At 58.8% G+C, this 20,677-nt stretch carries 17 protein-coding genes and 1 tRNA gene; 6 read left to right on the forward strand and 12 right to left on the reverse strand.

Annotation, left to right across the window (positions count from 1 at the left end; translation table 11 throughout):
• The first annotated feature begins 20 nt into the window (after positions 1-20).
• Both HMPREF2935_RS08420 and HMPREF2935_RS08425 read left to right on the forward strand, forming a co-directional pair.
• Positions 21-1,499, forward strand: coding sequence for a glyceraldehyde-3-phosphate dehydrogenase (locus HMPREF2935_RS08420; RefSeq protein WP_167599039.1), 1,479 nt, complete (start codon positions 21-23; stop codon positions 1,497-1,499).
• Between the two features lie 418 nt (positions 1,500-1,917).
• Positions 1,918-2,934, forward strand: a complete 1,017-nt coding sequence (locus HMPREF2935_RS08425) for a glycosyltransferase 87 family protein (protein ID WP_083313211.1) — start codon at positions 1,918-1,920, stop codon at positions 2,932-2,934.
• Between the two features lie 37 nt (positions 2,935-2,971).
• Here HMPREF2935_RS08425 and ppk2 read toward each other — a convergent pair whose 3' ends face one another.
• The 10 genes from ppk2 to HMPREF2935_RS08475 form a co-directional block, all read right to left on the reverse strand.
• On the reverse strand, positions 2,972-3,880 hold the full coding sequence (gene ppk2, locus HMPREF2935_RS08430) for a polyphosphate kinase 2 (protein ID WP_061921420.1): 909 nt from the start codon (positions 3,878-3,880) through the stop codon (positions 2,972-2,974).
• Positions 3,881-3,942: 62 nt separating this feature from the next.
• Positions 3,943-4,809, reverse strand: a complete 867-nt coding sequence (locus tag HMPREF2935_RS08435; RefSeq protein WP_062035547.1) for a fumarylacetoacetate hydrolase family protein — start codon at positions 4,807-4,809, stop codon at positions 3,943-3,945.
• Positions 4,810-4,917: 108 nt separating this feature from the next.
• Positions 4,918-5,988: an HNH endonuclease signature motif containing protein gene (locus HMPREF2935_RS08440; RefSeq protein ID WP_061921423.1), complete on the reverse strand. Its 1,071-nt coding sequence runs from the start codon at positions 5,986-5,988 to the stop codon at positions 4,918-4,920.
• 102 nt (positions 5,989-6,090) lie between these two features.
• On the reverse strand, positions 6,091-6,630 hold the full coding sequence (gene pth, locus HMPREF2935_RS08445; RefSeq protein WP_061921426.1) for an aminoacyl-tRNA hydrolase: 540 nt from the start codon (positions 6,628-6,630) through the stop codon (positions 6,091-6,093).
• Between the two features lie 120 nt (positions 6,631-6,750).
• Positions 6,751-7,389 (reverse strand): 50S ribosomal protein L25/general stress protein Ctc, encoded by a 639-nt coding sequence (locus HMPREF2935_RS08450; protein ID WP_061921429.1) that lies wholly within the window; start codon positions 7,387-7,389, stop codon positions 6,751-6,753.
• Between the two features lie 209 nt (positions 7,390-7,598).
• Positions 7,599-7,745 (reverse strand): hypothetical protein, encoded by a 147-nt coding sequence (locus tag HMPREF2935_RS13255; RefSeq protein ID WP_160330555.1) that lies wholly within the window; start codon positions 7,743-7,745, stop codon positions 7,599-7,601.
• A gap of 124 nt (positions 7,746-7,869) precedes the next feature.
• Positions 7,870-8,112 (reverse strand): TM2 domain-containing protein, encoded by a 243-nt coding sequence (locus tag HMPREF2935_RS08460; RefSeq protein ID WP_061921517.1) that lies wholly within the window; start codon positions 8,110-8,112, stop codon positions 7,870-7,872.
• Between the two features lie 237 nt (positions 8,113-8,349).
• A complete protein-coding gene (locus HMPREF2935_RS08465; protein ID WP_061921434.1) occupies positions 8,350-9,324 on the reverse strand; it encodes a ribose-phosphate diphosphokinase in 975 nt (324 codons plus the stop codon).
• 15 nt (positions 9,325-9,339) lie between these two features.
• A complete protein-coding gene (gene glmU, locus HMPREF2935_RS08470; RefSeq protein WP_070732799.1) occupies positions 9,340-10,785 on the reverse strand; it encodes a bifunctional UDP-N-acetylglucosamine diphosphorylase/glucosamine-1-phosphate N-acetyltransferase GlmU in 1,446 nt (481 codons plus the stop codon).
• 119 nt (positions 10,786-10,904) lie between these two features.
• Positions 10,905-12,149: an MFS transporter gene (locus HMPREF2935_RS08475; protein ID WP_061921440.1), complete on the reverse strand. Its 1,245-nt coding sequence runs from the start codon at positions 12,147-12,149 to the stop codon at positions 10,905-10,907.
• 79 nt (positions 12,150-12,228) lie between these two features.
• Between HMPREF2935_RS08475 and HMPREF2935_RS08480 the strand changes: the two genes are divergently transcribed.
• A complete protein-coding gene (locus HMPREF2935_RS08480; RefSeq protein WP_070732801.1) occupies positions 12,229-13,860 on the forward strand; it encodes a multicopper oxidase family protein in 1,632 nt (543 codons plus the stop codon).
• Positions 13,861-13,927: 67 nt separating this feature from the next.
• Here HMPREF2935_RS08480 and HMPREF2935_RS08485 read toward each other — a convergent pair.
• Positions 13,928-14,002 (reverse strand) — tRNA-Gln (locus HMPREF2935_RS08485).
• Positions 14,003-14,086: 84 nt separating this feature from the next.
• Between HMPREF2935_RS08485 and HMPREF2935_RS08490 the strand changes: the two genes are divergently transcribed.
• Positions 14,087-14,695: a TetR/AcrR family transcriptional regulator gene (locus tag HMPREF2935_RS08490; protein WP_061921571.1), complete on the forward strand. Its 609-nt coding sequence runs from the start codon at positions 14,087-14,089 to the stop codon at positions 14,693-14,695.
• 12 nt (positions 14,696-14,707) lie between these two features.
• Positions 14,708-18,352 carry a transcription-repair coupling factor gene (mfd, locus tag HMPREF2935_RS08495; RefSeq protein ID WP_070732987.1) on the forward strand — a complete coding sequence of 1,215 codons (3,645 nt, stop codon included), beginning with the start codon at positions 14,708-14,710 and terminating at the stop codon, positions 18,350-18,352.
• 102 nt (positions 18,353-18,454) lie between these two features.
• Here the strand turns inward: mfd and HMPREF2935_RS08500 are convergent, their stop codons facing one another.
• Positions 18,455-19,954, reverse strand: coding sequence for an amino acid permease (locus tag HMPREF2935_RS08500; protein WP_062041434.1), 1,500 nt, complete (start codon positions 19,952-19,954; stop codon positions 18,455-18,457).
• 82 nt (positions 19,955-20,036) lie between these two features.
• On the opposite strand from HMPREF2935_RS08500, the gene HMPREF2935_RS08505 reads away from it, so the two are divergent.
• Positions 20,037-20,663 carry a MazG nucleotide pyrophosphohydrolase domain-containing protein gene (locus tag HMPREF2935_RS08505; protein WP_062041431.1) on the forward strand — a complete coding sequence of 209 codons (627 nt, stop codon included), beginning with the start codon at positions 20,037-20,039 and terminating at the stop codon, positions 20,661-20,663.
• Positions 20,664-20,677 lie beyond the last annotated feature (14 nt).

The raw sequence follows: 20,677 nt of genomic DNA on the forward strand, positions 1-20,677 counted from the left end.
TTGAATGTTGGTTTACCCCCATGACGAGTAAAGGAAAAGAACACGTGACTGCGAACGCACAGGTTGGACACGCTGACTGGAACGAGCGCCTTGAGCTTGCTCAGGAAATGATCCCGCTGATCCACCAACTGCACCGCACCAACAACGTTGTTGCCACCATCTACGGCCGCAACTTGAATGGCGTAACGGACATCGACATCATGAAGGCGCACCGCTACGCACGCCGTATTGCAAAGCGCGAACTTTCCACCGCAGAGACCCTTCCTATCCTGAAGGAACTGTGCGACATGAACCTGGGCTCTGCCTCCATCGACCTGGGCCGCCTGGCTTCTGGCTACTCTGAGTCTGACGCCAACAACCTGCGCGACTACCTGGAGCAGGAACTCTGCGACCTGGTTGGCGCTGCTGTTGATAAGGAATGCACCGACGTTGTGCTCTACGGCTTTGGCCGCATCGGCCGACTGCTGGCCCGCATCCTGATCGCTCGTGAGGCTGCATACGGCGGCGTCCGTCTGCGTGCCATCGTTGCCCGCAAGAAGGGCGACGGCGATATCTTCAAGCGTGCCTCCTTGCTGCGCCGCGACTCCGTTCATGGTGCTTTCAACGGCACCATCGCTGTGGATGAAGAAAACGACGTTATCTGGGCAAACGGCACCAAGATTCAGATGATCTACGCCAACGACCCGGCTGATATCGACTACACCGCTTACGGCATCAACAATGCCATCCTGGTTGATAACACCGGCGTATGGCGTGACCGCGCTGGCCTGGAGCAGCACCTGCAGTCCAAGGGCATCGACCGCGTGCTGCTGACCGCACCGGGCAAGGGCGATCTGAAGAACATCGTCTACGGCATCAACGATGACACCATCGAGGATTCTGACAAGATTCTGTCTGCCGCATCCTGCACCACCAACGGCATCACCCCTGTTCTTAAGGTCATCAATGATCGTTACGGCGTTGTCCACGGCCACGTGGAGACCGCTCACTCCTTTACCAATGACCAGAACCTGATTGATAACTTCCACAAGGGTGACCGTCGTGGCCGCGCAGCTGGTCTCAACATGGTTCTCACCGAGACCGGTGCTGCGAAGGCAGTCTCCAAGGCTGTTCCGGAGTTTGAGGGCAAGCTGACCGGTAACGCTATCCGCGTTCCTACCCCGGACGTTTCCATGGCAGTGCTGAACCTGGAGCTGGAGAAGGAAGTCGAGCGCGACGAGGTCAACAACTTCCTGCGCAACGTTTCCCTGCACTCTGACCTGCGCCAGCAGATTTCTTACATTGCTTCTCCGGAGGTTGTCTCCTCTGACTTCGTCGGCTCCACCCACGCCGGCATTGTCGACGGCCTGGCAACCATCGCTTCCGGCAAGCACCTGGTTCTCTATGTCTGGTACGACAACGAGTTCGGCTACTCCAACCAGGTAATTCGCATCGTCGAGGACATCGCAGGCGCACGTCCTCGCGTATTCCCGGCTCGCGTTGAGGCACACGAGCTCTAAGCCTTTTCGCGCAGATTAAGCGCTACCCACCCCTGGGGCCACATTTTCGGTGTGGCTCCAGGGGTCTTTGTTTAGGCAGGCATGGGATCGGGTTGTAGTGCTAGGGCGCACGTACCCCTGAGTGGGTTGTTCGACTACGTGTATCCACGGCTGAGTTTTAGGATGTTTCGATGTGAAATCTAAACCCAGGCATTCGCAACCACACCGTGCCCAAAGCGCTGAAATAGCTGAAAATGCTGGTAGCAATCAATCTCCTGCGTCTCGGTGGATAAACGCCGGGCAATGGCTGATCGGTACGCCTTGGGGAAGGCTTGTCATTATTATTGCGTTGTGCGCGGCGCTGGCACCATCAGTATTACGAGGTTTTCACCTCCGGTATTACATCGATCTTGATGTCTACGCTGCAGGCGGTCGCGCGGTGCTGACAGGCCAGTCGCTCTACGACGACGGCTTCGATGTGCGTGGGGCGCATTTGCCTTTTACATATCCGCCGTTGGCCGCAATGCTTTTTGCCCCGTTGTCGCTTCTGCCGCACTCGGTCGCAGCGGTTATCATGCTCGCAGTATCAACCGCGGCGCTCTGGTGGTGCATTCACCGTATCGTGGACATGCTGGGGCTTGCTGAGTATCTCGGTGGCAGCAAAGGGTGGCTGAGCACCGGGCTGCTTGCGTTGGCCTTGGTGACAGAACCCGTGCGGCAGACCCTCATGTTTGGCCAGATCAACATCGTGCTGATGTTTCTCGTGCTCGCCGATGTCTTTGGTCGCCGCAGTCTCCGTGGGTGGGGCGTGGGACTTGCGGCGGCCATCAAGCTTACTCCTGCGGTCTTTGGCCTGTATTTCCTTATCACCCGGCAATTTAAGGCTGCGGCGATGTCCGTAGCGACCGGAATTGCAGCGACGCTGTTGGCGGCACTCGTCTTGCCGGCTGACTCCCGCGAATACTGGACGCAAACCTTGGGCGATCCGACCCGGATCGGTGGAATCGATTTCGTGGGCAATCAATCCCTCCGCGGCGTCGTTGAGCGCGCCCTCGGGCCAGGGGAGGGCCACGGCCTGTGGGTAGGCGCGTCGCTGGTGGCCTTCTGCGTCATCGCGGTGACCATGTGGCGACACCGCGGTGACATGGTGGCGCTGCTGGGACTCAACTCCCTCGTGGCGCTTCTGATCTCCCCGGTGAGCTGGTCACACCACTGGGTCTGGCTGCCGGTGCTGCTACTCCCGCAGCTCGTGCGCTGGGCCCGCGGTGGGGTGCCGGGCGCTACACTCGTGTCGATTGCGACGATGCTGCTTACCTTCATTGGGCCGCACTGGTTCGTTGATGGTTTGGATACCACGCAGTGGTGGGCAGCGATATGCGCAGCAGACTTCGTCCTCATCGCAGTGGCATACCTCGTGCTTGCCGTGCGCGCCCCGCGGCCGCGGGTTAATTCTTAGCGGGCGGGGCGGCAAGGCTCAGCAGTTGGTGGGATGACTACTTGTCTGACTTGTGCTTCCCGGTCTTCTTTTTCTTCTTGCCCTTGTGCTTTTTGCCTTCGGACTTGTGTGCAGCAACCTTGTCGCGCTCAAGTTCGGCGGCCACATCGGGGACGTAGGCGAACTCATCGCGCGGCGGGCGCTGGTATTCCTCGCCGCTTTCAGCCGGGCGCTCCGGAATCTCCGGAACCACCTGCTCGACGTGCTGATACGGAACCGTCTTTAGGATGTGGTTGATGACGTTGATACGAGAGCGTTTTTTGTCTTCAGATTCAACGGTGTACCACGGAGCGTTCGGGGTATCGGTGTGGACGAACATCTCGTCCTTTGCACGGGAGTAGTCCTCCCAGCGGGTGATGGACTGCAGATCCATGGGAGAGAGCTTCCAGCGACGCAGCGGATCGTTGCGGCGGGACTTAAAGCGCGCGATCTGCTCCTCGTCAGAGACGGAGAACCAATACTTCAGCAGAATAATGCCGTCTTCAACGAGCATGTTTTCGAGCTGGGGCGCCTGGTGCAAGAAGCGGACGTATTCCTGTTGGGAGCAAAAGCCCATGACTCGCTCGACGCCGGCGCGGTTATACCAGGAGCGGTCAAAAATGACTATTTCGCCCGCGGTCGGAAGCTTTTCGATGTAGCGCTGGAAGTACCACTGGCCGGCCTCACGGTCGTTGGGCTTAGGCAGAGCTTCGATGCGGCAGGTGCGGGGGTTGAGGTACTGGGTGATGCGCTTGATAGCAGAGCCCTTACCTGCAGCGTCGCGACCTTCCATGATAATGACGATGCGGGCACCGGTTTCTACAACCCACTGCTGCATCTCGACGAGTTCGGCCTGCAGGCGCTTGAGTTCTTCCTCGTAAGCTTCCTTATCGAGCTTGGCAGGGGCGGTTTTGGATTTCTTGCTCATGGATTTAATTTTAGCCCGCTATCTGCGAAGATAGGTAATAAATCCAGGGCAATTATGCACAATTAACCACACGTGCACTCCGGCCCGCAGCCAGAAGGCGCTTCGCCGTAGTGCGTGGTGTTTTCGATAGCGCCCAAGCCTTCGACCTCAATGCGGACGGTTTGGCCGTCCTGAATAAAGGCCTGTGGCTGACGCGCAAATCCCACGCCCTCGGGCGTGCCGGTCACGATGACATCGCCGGGGTTAAGCGGGTACAGCTTTGAGCAGAACGCGATGAGCTCCGCGACGGAGAAAATCAGGTCATCGGTGTTATCCGCTTGGCGCACCTCGCCATCAACGGTGGTGGTAATGCGCGCGTTGCCGCCAGGCGCCCACTCATCAGAAGTGGTTAGCCATGGACCGAATCCAGCAGTGCGGTAGAAAGATTTGCCGGCATGGAATTGAGTGGTACGCCGCTGGAAATCCCGCAGCGTGTAGTCATTCATCACGGCGTAGCCTGCGGCGTGTTCGAGCGCGTCTGCCATCGCAACATTGTGCGCACGAGAGCCGATAACCACGGCGAGTTCGCCCTCATAGTCGAGCTTGCTCGTGGCCCAGTCGGGGACATAGATATCGTCGTAGGGGCCGGTGAGCGCCTCCGGAAACTTAACGAACAAGGTAGGCTGCTCAGGCAGTTCACGCCCCATCTCACGCGCATGTTTGGCGTAATTGACGCCCACGCAGATAATCTTCGACGGCGTCGGGATGACGGGCGCTAAGTCCTGCTCGCGAAAAGCAATCGGCTCGCCAGAAAGTTGCGCGGACTTGCACCAATCCTCGGCCTGCAGGAGCTGGCCGACGTCGTCAAAGTCGAGCTCCACGCCCACGCCGGGGCCGTCGATGCGGATCGCAGTGGTGCCAAACTGAGTTCGCAAGGTGGCAAGTTTCATGTCGGAAATTTTACGCGGAGTTGCAGGCAGCTTGGCGCACAAGCCAGGGAGAAGTTTTAAGGCATGCGAATCTGGCCCGTGGGCGGGCTAGACAACTTGCTTCGCGAGCTAAGTAGCGTGTTCTGAGAAATTGCTCAGCTCTTCGTCGAGGTAGTTGCGTTCTTCTTCCAACCAATCTGGCAGCGGCGAGTTAAGCGGCGGCGGAGATTTATCCGTCCAAGGTGGGATGTACCAGCCGCTGGGCGGAACCCAATAGACTGTGCCATGCCGCTCTAGCCATCCGCGTCCACCGGCGGTCTCGTCGTCATTGACGGCATTGTGATACTGGCAGGCCATGGTGAGGTTTTCCGCGGATGTTTCGCCGCCATGGCGCCAGGCCTTTAGATGGTGGACTTGGCAATCGTTCGCGCCCTTTTTGCAGCCGAGCCAGGCACAGCGCGGGTTTTCCGCAGTAGCCATAAGCCGCTGCTTGGTGGAGGCAAAACGCGAGACGCGGTGCAGGTTCACAGGCCCATGCACAGGATGCATGAGTACGTGGAAGCCGTGATCAAGGATGTTCCGGGTAGCCAGTTCAGTCGAGGAGATGAGCGCGCCATTGCTCAATTGGAACCAGACTTCGTGGCCTTCCAAGGCCCGCGCGTAGTTTTCCATTTTTGTCACCAACATGACAGAAATTGCTGGCTGACTAGGGTTTCCTTCGCCGAACCAGCGTTGCTTTAGCCCTGCGAGTGCAGATTCAGCGCTGCTGCAGTCAAGGCTGTCGCGCATATCGGTGAGGTCGGCGGAGGGGCCGCAAATAGTCAGGGTAGCTTGGCCATCGGGATGCTGGGCCAGGCGTATTCCAGGCTTGCGTTCGCGGCGAGGTGAGCGCGCAGCAACCAACTCGCGGGCCTTCTTCTCGACGTCTCTCGTATCACCGGCCGTGGCCAAAGCCGTATGGCGCACGCGCCACCGTTCGGCCTCCGTGCGCAACTTGCGGGCCTGCTTTTCCACGGCAAGGAGTGTAGTAAGGGAGTGAGCACGCCCGCGTTCCATGGTTTCGCGACGCAAGCGCTGAAAAGAGTTACCGGGCGCGAAGGGCTCAGCGAGGGCTGCAAGGTCTATTGCCAGAGCATCGGGCACCCCGAGACTAGCGATTTCACTCGCTGTCTTGCCCACGGCTTCTTCGACAATATCCATGCCCCGACTTAACGTGCTGGCCAGTTCCCCCAAAACTGTCATAGCCCAGACCCTAAAGCAGCTTATGCCACGCCGCAACTGGAGCGGCGTCGGCAAGCGCAGCTAACTCGCGGACGCGATGCGGGTGATTTCTTGCGCTGCGTCTGCGCAGATGATGGGGATGTCCGCTTGCTCTTTCTTTGCCCACGGTTTAAGCACGAAGCTTGCGGGATCCATTCGACCAGGTGGGCGTCCGATGCCTATGGAAAGCCGCTGATAATCCTTGGTACCCAGAGACTTGGTGGTGGAGCGCAGGCCATTGTGCCCGTGGTCGCCACCACCGACGCGGTGCTTGACGACGCCGAATTCCAGCTCCAGCGCATCATGGACCACGATGAGGTTTGTAGGGGATAGCGAAAAGTACTGGAGGAGTGCCTTGATAGGGCCACCAGAGAGGTTCATGAAAGAACGCGGCTTGGCAAGGAATAACTTGGTCGAGCCAAAGCGAACTTCGGCAACTTCGGTGTTGGTCTTCTTATGCACTGAAAAGCTGGTGAAGTTGTCGTTAGCTAATTCATCGACAACATCGAAACCGATGTTGTGGCGGGTTCCGGCATATTTGGGGCCCGGGTTGCCCAGGCCGACGACGAGATAATCAGTCACTAAGCCATTGTCTCATGCCGGTGCGAAAGAGCGGCTCTTGGCGTGAAAACGGGCAAACGCCCGCGCCAGCCACGATGGCCAGTGCGGGCGAATGCGCGTAAAAGAGCGAGAAACTCTGAATTACTCTGCGGATTCTTCCTCTGCGGATTCAGCGCCAGCCTCAGCGCCGCCTTCCTCAGCAGCCTCAGCGGCTGCCTCGAGCTCTTCGTCAACCTCAGGCAGGGAGATGGAAGCGATGACGGTCTCTGCATCTGCAACCAGGGTGGTGTTTTCTGGCAGGGTGATGTCGCCAGCGGTGACGACAGCGCCGTCCTCGAGGCCCTCGATGGAAACGGAGATCTCCTCTGGGATGTTCAGAACGTCTGCCTCAACGAGGAGGACGTCAGCATCCTGAACGGACATGGTGCCCGGTGCGCTCTCGCCCTCGAGAACAACCGGAACCTCAACCTCAACCTTCTCGCCGCGCTTGATGGAAAGCAGGTCGACGTGGTCGATGTCCAGGGTCAGAACGTTCTGGTCAACGTGCTTGACCATGACGAGGTGCTGCTCACCCTCGAGCTCGAGTTCGAAAACAGCGTTGACGCCGTGTGAGCGAACCAGTGCGGTCAGCTCGAGACGGTCAACAGCGAAGTGCAGAACGTCAACGCCGTGGCCGTAGACAACGCCTGGGACCTTGCCTGCAACGCGCAGGCGGCGAGCGAAGCCCTTGCCGAACTCGTTACGTACTTCTGCCTTCAATACTGGGCGGGTGTTTGCCATAGTAAAACTCCTAGTGTCAAAGATTGGTGCGGCGAGACTTTAGCGAGTTCGAAAACGGCGAAAGCCTGCCGATGGTCGTCTTGGTCGAGTCATCGCAGGCTTAAAACGTGTGAAATAACTTCTAATCGCGTCGATAACGGCTTTCCAATTCTGGGCAGCCCTCGCCGAGACAGCGAGAATCCTAACACGCAGCGCCGAGAGCAGGCAAGTTACTTCTGCTCTTCTTCGCCGACAACTCCCCAGCATTCGTCAACTTCGTAGTCCTCGGCCGAAAAGTCATTGGAATCATCGGCCTCGCTAAGCGCGCTGCCTGCCACCTTAGCGAGGCTATCGACGCTATTCCACCAGCTCTTCATGGAGATAAGCTCATGCAGGCTGTCCAATTGTGCAGGCGGAATTACCTTAAGATGTAACAAGCAGAACAACAACACAAGGAACCTCCACCTGGATCAATTCAGGTGGAGGTTCCTTGTGTTCTGTTTAGGAGAGTAGCTTGTATCCGCTCTTGTCTTTGAATTCCCCTGAGGCGATCATAATGAGATCCACGATGGTTCCCACTAAGAAGAGTCCTCCTGTGAAGAGCCAGAGCAGACCAGTTCCGATCTTTCCCACATATATGCGGTGAAGACCAGCCACAAGGAAGAGACCAAGGACGCACAGCACAGCTGCGACACCTTTGCTGTATTTGCTTTCCCCGGAGAAATAGTTCGCATTGTAGGTCATATCATTATGTCCTTTCATTGTGGTGCGGTATCCGTTGCCAACGTGCAAGTCGTAGCACAGGTTCATGATGGCTGCATCTTATGTGGCGTCTAGCGCAAGGCAGGGAAAACCCAAGGAAAGTGCCTCGTCAAGCCTCCGAGTAAATATTAGTCAAGTTCATTTCTGTTTTTGGGGGGAAATGAAAAGACCGCCCAGCCGTGTGCTGGACGGTCCTTTTACGTGCTGCTTTTTAAGCGCTTAGTTTGACTCGAAGAGCGTGGTTACGGAGCCGTTTTCGAAAATCTCGTGGATGGTACGAGCCAGCAGCGGAGCAATCGAAAGAACGGTCAGGTTGGACCAGCCCTCGGTGGACTGCGGAAGGGTATCGGTGGTGATGACTTCCTCAGCGCCGCACTCGGACAGGCGCTCACGTGCCGGATCGGAGAAGACGCCGTGGGTACAAGCGATGACGACGGACTTCGCGCCTGCTTCCTTCAGCACACGAACTGCGCCAGCGATGGTTCCGCCGGTATCGATCATGTCATCCAGAAGGATGCAGTCCTTGCCCTCGACCTCACCGACAACGCGGTTGGAGACGGTCTCGTTTGCAACCTCGGTGGAACGAGTCTTGTGAACGAAGGACAGTGGGGCGTCGCCTAGCTCATGTGCCCATTTCTCAGCGACCTTGACGCGGCCAGCATCCGGGGAGACCACTGCGAGGTTGTCCAAGGGATACTTGGACTTGATGTAGTCAACCAGAATCGGCATTGCGTGCATGTGATCGACCGGGCCGTCGAAGAAGCCCTGGATCTGGTCAGTGTGCAGGTCAACAGAAACGATGCGGTCAGCGCCAGCAGCCTGTAGTAGATCTGCAACCAGGCGAGCGGAGATCGGCTCGCGGCCGCGGTGCTTCTTATCCTGACGTGCGTATGGGTAGAACGGCAGGATAGCGGTGATGCGCTTGGCAGAGCCGCGCTTGAGCGCATCGATCATGATGAGCTGCTCCATCAGCCACTTGTTCAGCGGCTGGCTGTGGGACTGCATAACGAAGCAGTCAGCACCACGGACAGACTCTTCGAAGCGGATGAAGATCTCACCGTTTGCAAAGTCACGAGCGGTGGTTGGAACGAGGTCCGTCTTCAGTTCCTTGGCAACAGCTTCAGCCAATTCTGGGTGTGCACGCCCAGAAAAGAGCTTCATATTCTTGCTGCTGCCGGTTACCTTGCCAGTCATGGGCGGTAATTCCCCTTACTTGTTGTTGTCCTGTGCGCGGGCGGCAGCTTCTGCTGCCGGAGTGCCCGGACGCTTCTTTTGAACCCAGCCTTCGATGTTGCGCTGCTTGCCACCGGAGACCACGAGTGCTCCCGCAGGAACATCTTCCTTGATAACTGTACCCGCCCCGGAATAAGCGCCGTCACCGACATTGACTGGTGCGATAAACATCGTGTCAGATCCGGTGCGCACATGGCTGCCGATTACGGTGTGATGCTTGTTAACACCGTCGTAGTTGACGAATACGGAAGAAGCGCCGATGTTGGATTCCTCGCCCACGGTGGCGTCGCCGATGTAGGTCAGGTGCGGCACCTTGGAACCGCGCCCGATCTGGGCATTCTTTGCCTCGACGAAGCCGCCGAGCTTGCCGCCTTCGCCGAGCTCGGTCTTCGGGCGGATGAAGGTAAACGGGCCGACATTGGCGTTAGCGCCAATCACAGACTCGGAACCGTGGGTGCGGATGACCTTGGCGCCCTCGCCGACCTGCATATCGGTCAGGGTGGTGTCCGGGCCGATTTCCGTGCCATCAGCGATGTGAGTCTTGCCCCACAGCTGGGTGCCCGGGTGGATGAGAACGTCGCAGCCAATGGTGACGTCAACGCCAATCCAGGTGGTGGCAGGGTCGACGATGGTGGCACCGCCGCGCATGGCGGCTTCCACCGTGCGGCGGTTGAGCTCGCGTCCAGCTGCGGCGAGCTGGACGCGGTCATTGACGCCTGCCAGCTCGCCGGCGTCGGCAGCAATGTGCGCGCCGACGTTGTGGCCTGCGGTGCGGGCGATCTCCAAAACGTCAGTGATGTAGAGCTCGCCCTGGGCGTTGTTGGAATCGAGCTTGGTTAGGGCGTCGCGCAGAATTGCGCCGTCGAAAGCGAATACGCCGGAGTTGACCTCGTTGATGGAAAGCTGCTCGCTTGCTGCATCCTTCTGCTCAACGATGGCTTCGACATTGCCGTCTGCGCCGCGGACGATGCGGCCATAACCGGTTGGGTCAGCAAGCTGCATCGACAGAACTGTCACGGCGTTGCCGGCGGTAACGTGGGCGTCGAAAAGCCCGCGGATGGTCTCAGTGCGAAGAAGGGGGACGTCACCGTTGGTGACGATGACGGTGCCATCGAAGTCGGGGAGTGGCTCGAGACCGCACTGCACTGCGTGGCCGGTGCCGTTTTGTTCTTCCTGCACTGCCTGGGAGACCTCGGTTCCCAGTTCTGCGGCGATGGCCTCAATGGCAGGAGAGACCTGCTCGCGCTGGTGGCCGACGACGGCGACGAGGGGCTCCGGGTGCATACCAGCCGCAGCATGCAGCGCGTGCCCGATGAGCGGGCGGCCGCCGATTTCGTGCAAAGTCTTTTGCTTTGCGGATTTCATTCGGGTGCCAGCGCCCGCTGCTAGAACAACAATGGCGCACTTAGTTGTATCAGCCACGAGTTTCTTCGTTCTCCTGTCGTCGAGTCTTATTTAGGGAGTAATGTCCCACATCTTAACGCCCCACGTAATTATTGGGGGATAAAGCGCACCCCAGTTCGGCGCTGGTTTGCTACGAACTAGGCAGAGACCTCACGCAGCATCCTGGCGCGCCAAGCTCCGATGAAGCCGAGTGCAGCCAAGAAAAGCAGGGCAGCGGTAGGCCCGGCAAGGGAAATGACTGCGGAGATTGCGCCTACAACAAGCAAGATTGCGCCCATCATCGTGTTGGCCGCACCGACATAAAAGGTGCGTTTATCGCCACCTGCCATGTCCACGATGTAAGTCTTACGCGCGACGCGGATGCCCGTGTGCGCGAGGTTGACCAAAAAGAACCCCAGCGGCAAAGCCCAAGCACAAACCCAGGTTGGCGCCCAATGAGCACAAGCGACCACGAGCATTAGGGTCAGCGATGCCGCAACCGACGCCCACGACATCACCAATCGGGAAGAGCGATCCGACCAGATGCCGGAAATTTTTCCACCCACCAGGTTGGCAAGGCCAGAAGCAAGCACGAAGCCCGCGAGTCCGCTGAGCACCGTGGTGCCGCTTTGATGGGAAAGCGTGACGATGAAGGTGGTTGATAGCGCAGTCACTAGCAAAAGGGCGCGCACGTTAACAAAGCGGCGGAAATCTTCGTCGGAGGTATATAGCTTCCAGGTATCGCTCCACCAGTGAGGGCCCTCGGATGCATTCTTTTTGGCGGCCGCGGTTTCTGCTTCATCCGGAACGGGCTCATCGATGGAGGAGAATATCGCTGCCGCAACGAACCAACTCAGCGCACCACCACCGAGAACTGCGGCAAGCCCCAGCGGCGGAAGCTGGCCCAAGAACGCGAGCACAAGGCCAACGAGTAGGGTTACCGCGCCCGATGCTTGAGCAGCAAGCCCCGTCACCTCACCGCGGCTGCCTTTAGAAATGGTCCGGCCTTGGACGTCTTTTCCCGTCAGCGAGCACAAAGCGCGGAAAACAGAAAGCACGGCAAGCGCAGCGATGGTTATCGTGCCGAGAACCCAACCTTCAAATACCGCTGCGGCACCTGCAATCACGAGGGCGCTAATGCCTTGAACGACCGAGCCCCACACCCATAGCTTCTTGCGGGTCGGACGGGAAGTTACCCACGGGGTCAGTGCGGCCTGCGGGAGCATGGAGCCAGACTCTCGGATAGGCACCAGTAGTGCGGTAAAAAAGTGCGGGACGCCCAGCTGTGCAAAGAGCCAGGGCAGGACGGTCTTTCCGGAGACTAATTGGTCACCGATGCCTTGTAGGGCGTTTGAGGATGCGAAAAGGCGGGCGGGACGAGCTTCTTGGTCTGGGATCGGCATAAATCAAGCGTATGTGATAAATACCTGAATTGGCCGAAATAGGTTTGGCTTAGTAGCCAACTAAAATACTCTGGTATTTATGGGTTTTACGCGTCGTGTCTTTTTCAAAGGTGCTCTGTTTACTGCTTCTGCCGCTGCGGCGGGTGCGGCCATCACGGCTTGTGCCAATACGAAAAATAAGGATCAGCCGGCCCCGGGGGGCTATGACGCGGCGCCGCGGCCCCTTCCTATTCCGCCACTTTTAGAAGGTGAGATGGATGGCGGTACAAGGGTCTTCAAGCTCACCGCCCAAGACGGCCATTCGGAGGTTATCTCGGGCAATAACAACACCCGCACTTGGGGATTCAACGGCGCCTTCTTAGGGCCCACGCTGCGGGCGCACAAAGGTGAAAAGGTCCGCGCGGAAATCACCAATAACCTGGTCGAAATGACCACCGTGCACTGGCATGGAATGAAGCTTCCGGCCTATTCCGATGGTGGACCACACTCGCCGATTGAGGTGGGCAAGACCTGGAAGCCACAGTGGGAGATTTCCCAACCCGCCGCCACCGTCTGGTATCACCCGCACCCGCACATGGCCACGGCAACCCATGCATACCGCGGACTTGCTGGCATGTTTATCTTGGACGACGACGTATCGGATAAGCTCGACATTCCTTCTGAGTACGGCGTGGATGACATTCCGGTGGTCATTATGGATGCGAAGTTCACTGAGGACGGCCAGTTTGATCACCAGGTTGACGGCACTCTCGGTCTCATGGGCACTACTCCTGTGGTTAACGGCATCACGAATGCAGCTTTCACCGCCACCACGCGCCGGGTTCGACTCCGTTTGCTCAACGGCGCTTCGATGCGTTTCTACACGCTGGCCCTGGATAACGGGACGCCGTTTAACGTCATCGCTACTGACTCCGGGCTTCTCGACGCCCCCGTTGAGGTCGACGAACTCCTCATCGGGCCAGGCGAGCGCATCGAGGTCCTCGTGGACTTGGAGCCCGGCAAGGACGTGGTGTTGCAGTCGGTGCCGCGCAAGGACAACTTCAGCATCCCCGAAGATGAGTACTCTGCGGACTTTGGCTTCAAGGACAGCTTTGACATCCTGCATATCACCGCGCCGGGGGAGGATGCGCCTGCAGCGCCAGCTCTGCCGCAAACCTTGGATCCCGCGGCTGCCGACGTCCCGTCTGCCGAGGGGCTGACTGAGCGCGAGTTCGTGCTCAATACCTTCATGATTAACGGTGAGTCCATGGACATGGCCCGCGTGGACACCGTGATCGAGGAAGACAAGCCTGAGGTATGGACTGTGACCAACGAAAATAGCGATTGGCCGCACAACTTTCACATCCATAATTCGCGTTTCAAGGTCTTGTCTTATGACTATGGCGATGGCAAGGACATCGCGGTTCCGACGATGGGCTGGAAGGACATCGTCAATCTTCCGCCCAAGGCAACTGCCAAGCTGCTCGTGGAGTTGGGCTACTTCCCGGATAAGACCATTCCGTACATGTACCACTGTCACATGCTCCTGCACGAGGACAAGGGCATGATGGGCCAGATGGTTGTGGTGAACAAGGGCGAAAAACCTGACGTGCGCGTCAAGCCGGCGGCGCTTGTATTCGAGAAGTCTGCTGGGGCGTCGCATAGCGCACATGCTGGGCAAGTCGTGGACTCATCCCGTAGCCCGTACGCGACCCCGTCTGCGACTTCCTAGGCTTTTCGAGGTCTCAAAATAAAAGAACTCCTGCTCCTTCGAAATGTGAAGTGAGCAGGAGTTTTCTTGGCTTCCCCACCAGGACTCGAACCTAGAATGACGGTACCAAAAACCGTAGTGTTGCCGATTACACCATGGGGAATAACCGCGCGCTCAAGGCGTGCGTTGCTAATAGTACCTGACGCATATGCCTTAATTACAAATGCCACCCACTAAGCTTGATCGCATGGTTCGACAGAGGATGACTGGACGCGAACGTCGCGAGCAATTGATCGTGATTGGCCGAGCGGCATTTGCCGAGCTGGGCTTCGACAGGGCCAGCGTGGAGGAGATTGCGGCGCGGGCTGGCGTGTCCAAGCCCGTGGTCTATGAGCACTTCGGGGGAAAAGAAGGCCTCTACGCGGTCATCGTGGACCGCGAGATGCTCGCCCTGGAGAAGGTGATCACGCATTCGCTTAGCGAAGGAACCTGGCGCGAGCGCATCGAGAAAGCCACTGTCGCACTTTTAAACTACGTGGAGCAAGAAACCGATGGATTCCTAATCCTCGTACGTGACTCCAAGCCCGGCGACGAACGCTCTTATTCCACTTTGCTTAATTCCTCCGTGGGGCAGGTTTCCTATATCCTGGGCGCCGCCTTCGAGCGCCGCGGCCTCGACGCGAAACTGGCAGGACTTTATGCCCAAGCGCTAGTCGGCATGGTCTCGATGACCGCCCAATGGTGGCTGGATACCCGCCAGCCGGCAAAGGAAGTGGTGGCTGCGCACATCGTAAACTTGTGCTGGAATGGGCTGTCTGGAATGGAAGCTAAGCCAAAACTGAGAGGAACTAACTAAGTGGCAACGCCGATGCTCGCCGGACTACTCAAGGTCGCGGCTTCCGACCCGAAACTCAAAGGGCTTGCCACCCAGGTAGGCGAGCCACACCTGCACATCACCGGCATCGACCAAGCGCGCCCCTGGGCTATCGGCACTCTGGCGAATCAGGCGCCCGTTCTCGTCGTTACCGCCACCGGCCGTGAGGCCGAGGACCTCACCGCGGAGTTAACCGCGATGATGGGGGACAAGGTTGCCCAGTTCCCGGCCTGGGAAACCCTTCCACACGAACGCCTTTCGCCCGGCGCGGATATCGTGGGCCGCCGCGCGCAGGTGCTGCACCGCATTGCAGAAGGCAAGCTGCGCGTCGTCGTCACGGCAGCGCGTGGATATAGCCAACCGATCTTGAAAAACGTGGAAGGCCGCAGTCCGATCAGCCTGGCCGAGGACATGGAAATCGAGCTCGAGGCCATCGTCTCCCAGCTGGAGTTTCGTGCCTACAAGCACGTGGACATGGTGGCCAAGCGCGGCGAGTATGCCGTTCGCGGCGGCATCTTGGACGTCTTTCCCACGACGCTCGATTACCCGGTGCGTGTGGAATTCTGGGGCGATGAAATTACCGATATCAGGCAATTTTCCGTCGCTGATCAGCGCGCGATTCCAGAGATTGAGGTCGGCGCGGTGGACATCTTCCCGGCGCGTGAGCTTCCGATTACTGACGACGTCGCCAAGCGTGCCCAAGACCTTGCCCTGCAGCACCCGGGCAATGCTGCCCTCGTGGAGCTTTTGACCAAGGTCGGTGAGCATATTCCGGCCGACGGCATGGAGGCGCTGCTGGCGGTGCTTAGCGACGCCCCGCTGGTCACCCTTCCCGAATTCATGCCTGAGGGTACCCACGTGCTGCTGGTCGCGCCGGAAAAGATTCGCACCCGTATTGCGGATCTAGAGTCCACGGACGCGGAATTCTTGGCTGCCGGTTGGGAAGCCGCTGCCATGGGGGCGGATGGTCCTTTGACCGCTGAAGGCCTGGACACCGAGGCCGCTAGCTACCGTTCCTACGAGTCTTTGGAAGCGACGTGCGCTAACGCGAGTTTGCCGCTGTGGACCTTTGCTCCTCCTGGAATGTTCATGGCGGATGAGGCGCAGACCCTGCCGCTGGAATACGAGCCCGGCCCGACGCCGCGTGGTGACATTAAGGAAATCGACGCCATGATGGCGCAGCTGCTCGCGCATACCCGCGACGGCGGCCGTGCGGCGTTTATCGCGCCGGCTCAGGGTGCCATCAAGCGCATGGTGGAACGCTTTGCCGAGAAGGGGATTCGCACCAAGGTCGCGACTCCTGGCTGGGAGCCGACGCCTGGCGAGGTCACTTTGTATCAGGCGCTTTCACATGCGGGCTTGGTATTCCCGAAAGCCCGCAGCGCCGGCGGCTCGCAGAAAGAACAGCTCCCGTTGGTTGTCATTACGGAGACCGACCTGACGGGTAACCGCGTGGGCGACATCGCTGGCGCTAAGCGACGCCCAGCTAAGCGCCGCAACCGCGTCGATCCGCTGGCGCTCAAACAGGGCGACTACGTGGTGCATGAAACCCACGGCATCGGCCGCTTCCTCAAGATGGCCGAGCGCACGATTCAGTCGGGTGATGAAACCTCCCGACGTGAGTACATCGTGCTGGAGTACGCCTCCTCGAAGCGCGGTCAGCCGGCCGATCAGCTCTGGGTCCCGATGGACTCGCTGGATCTGCTCTCCAAGTACACCGGCGGCGAGAAGCCGACGCTGTCCAAGATGGGCGGCTCGGACTGGAAGAACACCAAGAAGAAAGCCCGCGCCGCAGTCCGCGAAATCGCGGGCGAGCTGGTGGAGCTTTATGCCAAGCGCCAAGCCGCGCCGGGACACCAGTTTGCGCCGGATAACCCGTGGCAGGCGGAGATGGAAGATAACTTCCCGTACGTCGAGACTGAAGATCAGATGATGGCCATCGACTCTGTGAAGCAGGATATGGAATCCAGCGTGCCGATGGACCGCGTCGTCGTCGGCGATGTGGGCTATGGCAAGACCGAGGTAGCGGTGCGCGCAGCCTTCAAGGCAGTGCAGGACGGAATGCAGGTGGCGGTTCTGGTGCCGACCACCTTGCTGGCGCAACAGCATGCCGATACCTTCCGCGAGCGCATGACCGGTTTCCCGGTCAATATTCAGGTGCTTTCGCGCTTTACTTCTACCAAGGAAGCCAAGGAGATTGTCTCCGGCTTGGCAGACGGTTCCGTCGATATCGTCATCGGAACGCATCGCCTGCTGCAAACAGGTGTGCATTGGAAGAACCTAGGGCTAATCGTTGTAGACGAGGAGCAGCGCTTTGGCGTGGAGCATAAGGAACATATCAAGGCGCTTAAAGCCTCCGTTGACGTGCTGACGATGTCTGCGACCCCAATTCCGCGCACCCTCGAGATGTCCATGGCGGGCATCCGCGAGATGTCTACCATCCTGACCCCGCCGGAAGACCGCCATCCGGTCCTGACTTACGTGGGTGCTTACGAGGACAAGCAGATTGCTGCGGCGATCCGCCGCGAGCTGCTGCGAGACGGCCAGACCTTCTTCATCCACAACAAGGTCTCTGACATTGAAAAGAAAGCCCGCGAGCTCCGCGATCTCGTGCCGGAGGCGCGCATCGTCGTGGCGCACGGCCAGATGAATGAGGAAGCCCTCGAACGGACGGTGCAGGGCTTCTGGGACCGCGAGTACGACGTCCTGGTTTGTACCACGATCGTGGAAACCGGCCTGGACATCGCTAATGCTAATACGCTCATCGTGGAAAACGCGCACCACATGGGCCTGTCTCAGCTCCACCAGCTGCGCGGGCGCGTGGGTCGTTCCCGTGAGCGCGGCTATGCCTACTTCCTGTACCCGAAGGGCGCCACGCTGACCGAGACCTCCTATGACCGCCTGGCTACCATCGCCCAGAACAATGATCTGGGCGCCGGCATGGCCGTGGCGATGAAGGACTTGGAGATGCGCGGTGCCGGCAACGTCTTGGGCGCGCAGCAGTCCGGTCATATCGCGGGTGTCGGCTTCGACCTATACGTCCGCTTGGTCGGGGAGGCAGTGGAGACCTTCAAGGCCCTTGCCCGTGGCGAGGTTCCGAAGGCCACCGACGAGGGACCGAAGGAGATCCGCATCGACCTGCCAGTCGACGCCCACATCCCTGAGGATTACATCAACTCCGAGCGCCTGCGCCTGGAGGTCTACCGCAAGCTCGCGGCCTCGAAGGACAATAACGATCTGCAGCTGGCAGTGGAAGAGATGGAGGACCGCTACGGCCCACTGCCGGAGCCAGTTACCCGTTTGCTGGCCGTCGCTCGACTGCGTCACCAGGCGCGCCGGGCAGGCGTGGGCGATATTGCGGTGCAGGGAACCCGCATTAAGGTCCACCCAGTGGATTTGGCGGATTCGAAGCAGGTGCGTTTGAAGCGCCTTTACCCGGGCTCCAATTACCGCGCCGCGGCGAAGGCTATTCAGCTGGGGTTCCCCAAGGCGGGCCGCAACGTCACCTCCCCGAAGTTGCGGGATATCGAGCTGCTGCAGTGGATGGCGGATTTCTTTTCCGCCATGTTCGAACTGGACAAGATCGATGTCACCGGCGCAAAGGTCGGCGGGAAGAATGTGATCTCTGTAAGCCAGTAAGACCCTATTTCACCTGCAGAGCACTGTCCTAGCAGAAAAGTACTCCCTACGGGCCCAGCGTGAAGCCGAGCCGGTAGGGAGTCTTTATCTATGCAGTTATCCTTAAAGAGAGAGCTTGCCGCTTGCTAGTCCCCACAGAGCGGCGATTGCGCCGATGAAGACGATGGCCACGACACACCACTCGAAGGAGTTGAAGACTCGCTCCTTCTTGTACAGGCGCGTTCCCACGTAAGGGATAAGACCTGGAATAACAGCGAGCGCACCGAGCAAGACATAAACCAGGTCGGCGGCGTAGATAAGCCACAGCGAGTAAACGAATGCGATGGCGCCAATGACGATGTGACGGCGGTTTTCCCGCTTCGAGATTTCCGGGCCCGAAAGATCGAACTTCACACCTGCGTGCGGGTGCGAAAGGCCCGTGCCGCGGATACCCAGTAAAAGTAGGTAGAGCGAGGTGAAGATATAAGGCAGTAGGTACATGATGGTGGCCAGCTGCACCATGGCGTTATATGAAGTCTCATTGAAGAAGAAGACGATGATGAAGACCTGGATAACAGAGGTGGAGATAAGCTGCGCTACCCATGGGGCGCCGGCCACGTTGATGGTGCCGATCTTGCGAGGCAGCAGGCCGTCGGTAGCCATCATTACGATGGGCTCAGCACACAGCATCTGCCAAGACACGTAAGCGCCGAGCACCGAAAGGCAGAGACCTATGGAGATAAAAGCCGCGCCCCATGGGCCTACGACAGCTTCTAATACGGAAGCCATGGAGTTATCCGGCAATGCTGCCAGTTCAGCTTGGGAGAGCACTCCGAATGACAAGGTGGAGACCGAAACCAAAAGCGCCAGCACGGAGAAGAAACCGATGACGGTGGCACGGCCGACGTCCTTGCGGGAGCGGGCCTGCTTGGAGTAGACGGAGGCGCCCTCCACACCGATGAATACCCACACGGTGTAGAGCATGATGCCCTGAATCTGCTCAGAGACGGTTGAGCCGGAGTCCTTGCCCCAGAAATCAAAGGTGAACTTGTCCCAGCTAAAGCCGAGGAACACGATGAAGACTACGAAAGCCAAGATAGGGACGATCTTGGCAATCGAGGTCACCATGTTCATCACAGCGGCCTGCTTAATGCCGCGCGCCAAAACTGCAAAAATGGCCCAGGACATTACCGACACTGCGATGGCGGAGGCCCAGCGATGATCGGCGTCGAAAAGCGGCACATAGTGGCCCGCGGTGTTAAAGAAGAGCGTGGCATACCCCACCTGCGCGATTACGGAGCCAATCCAGTAGCCCCAGCCTGCGGTAAAGCCGATGAAATCACCCAGGCCCGCGCGGGCGTAGGAATACACGCCGGAGTCGAGGTGCGGCTTGCGGTGCGCCAAGTACTGGAACACGAACGCGACAGAGAGCATGCCCACGCCGGCGATGAGCCAACCGATGAGCATTGCGCCGGGACCTGCAACCGAGGCGATGTTTTGAGGAAGCGAGAATATTCCACTGCCCACGGTGGAGCCGATAATCAAGGCGACGAGAGTCCACAGAGTCACCGTGTGATTACCCGATGACTCGGCGTTCGCCGGGGAGGAAGTAGTGGAGGTCATGCGACTAAAATACCCCGCAAAAGCCACGGAGCGAAGTCAGCATTTAAAACCTGATTACTAAACTGCCCTATACTTTGTGGCCATGACTGTTCTGTTGCTCGATGAACGCTGGCCCACGCTGATTCCGATGGAGGCACATGGGGCGCTTTTGGGCCCTGTTAGCTTCACCGGTGAGGTTCCAGTGCGCGTGCGATGGAACTTTAGCGATCTCCTAAAAGGAGAGGACCCATTGGGCGTTGGCCTGCTGGTTTCCACTGATGCGCACGAGCCGGAAGTCGTTGCAAGGCTGGAAGCTGGCGAGCGTCTCATCGAAGCAGAGTCGCGCAAAGATCCGATGTTTCAAGCGCGTACTGCAATGGCCCAGGCGGTGCGGATTGGCGAGTGGGAGCGTGCCCAAACTCACGAAAGTTTGTTGCCTTTTCTCGCCGAAGAATCCGCAGAATTTGCCGAATCGGTGCGCTCCCAGGCCGGCGATGAGCATATGCGCGGCGAGCTTGGCGACGTCCTGCTACAAGTTCTCTTCCACGCCGAGCTAGCCTCGCGGCGCGGAGCATTCACGCTTGACGACGTCGCGGATTCCTTCGTGGCGAAGCTGCGCTCCCGTGCGCCCTATCTCTTTGATGGAACGAATGAGCTTGTTGCGATTGAGCGGCAGGAGCAGCTGTGGGCAGAAGGAAAGGCCCGCGAAAAGTCGCAGGCCTTGGACTAGCCGGAAATTCTTCT

The sequence above is a fragment of the Corynebacterium sp. HMSC076D02 genome (assembly GCF_001813815.1).
Classification (GTDB): Bacteria; Actinomycetota; Actinomycetes; order Mycobacteriales; family Mycobacteriaceae; genus Corynebacterium; species Corynebacterium simulans.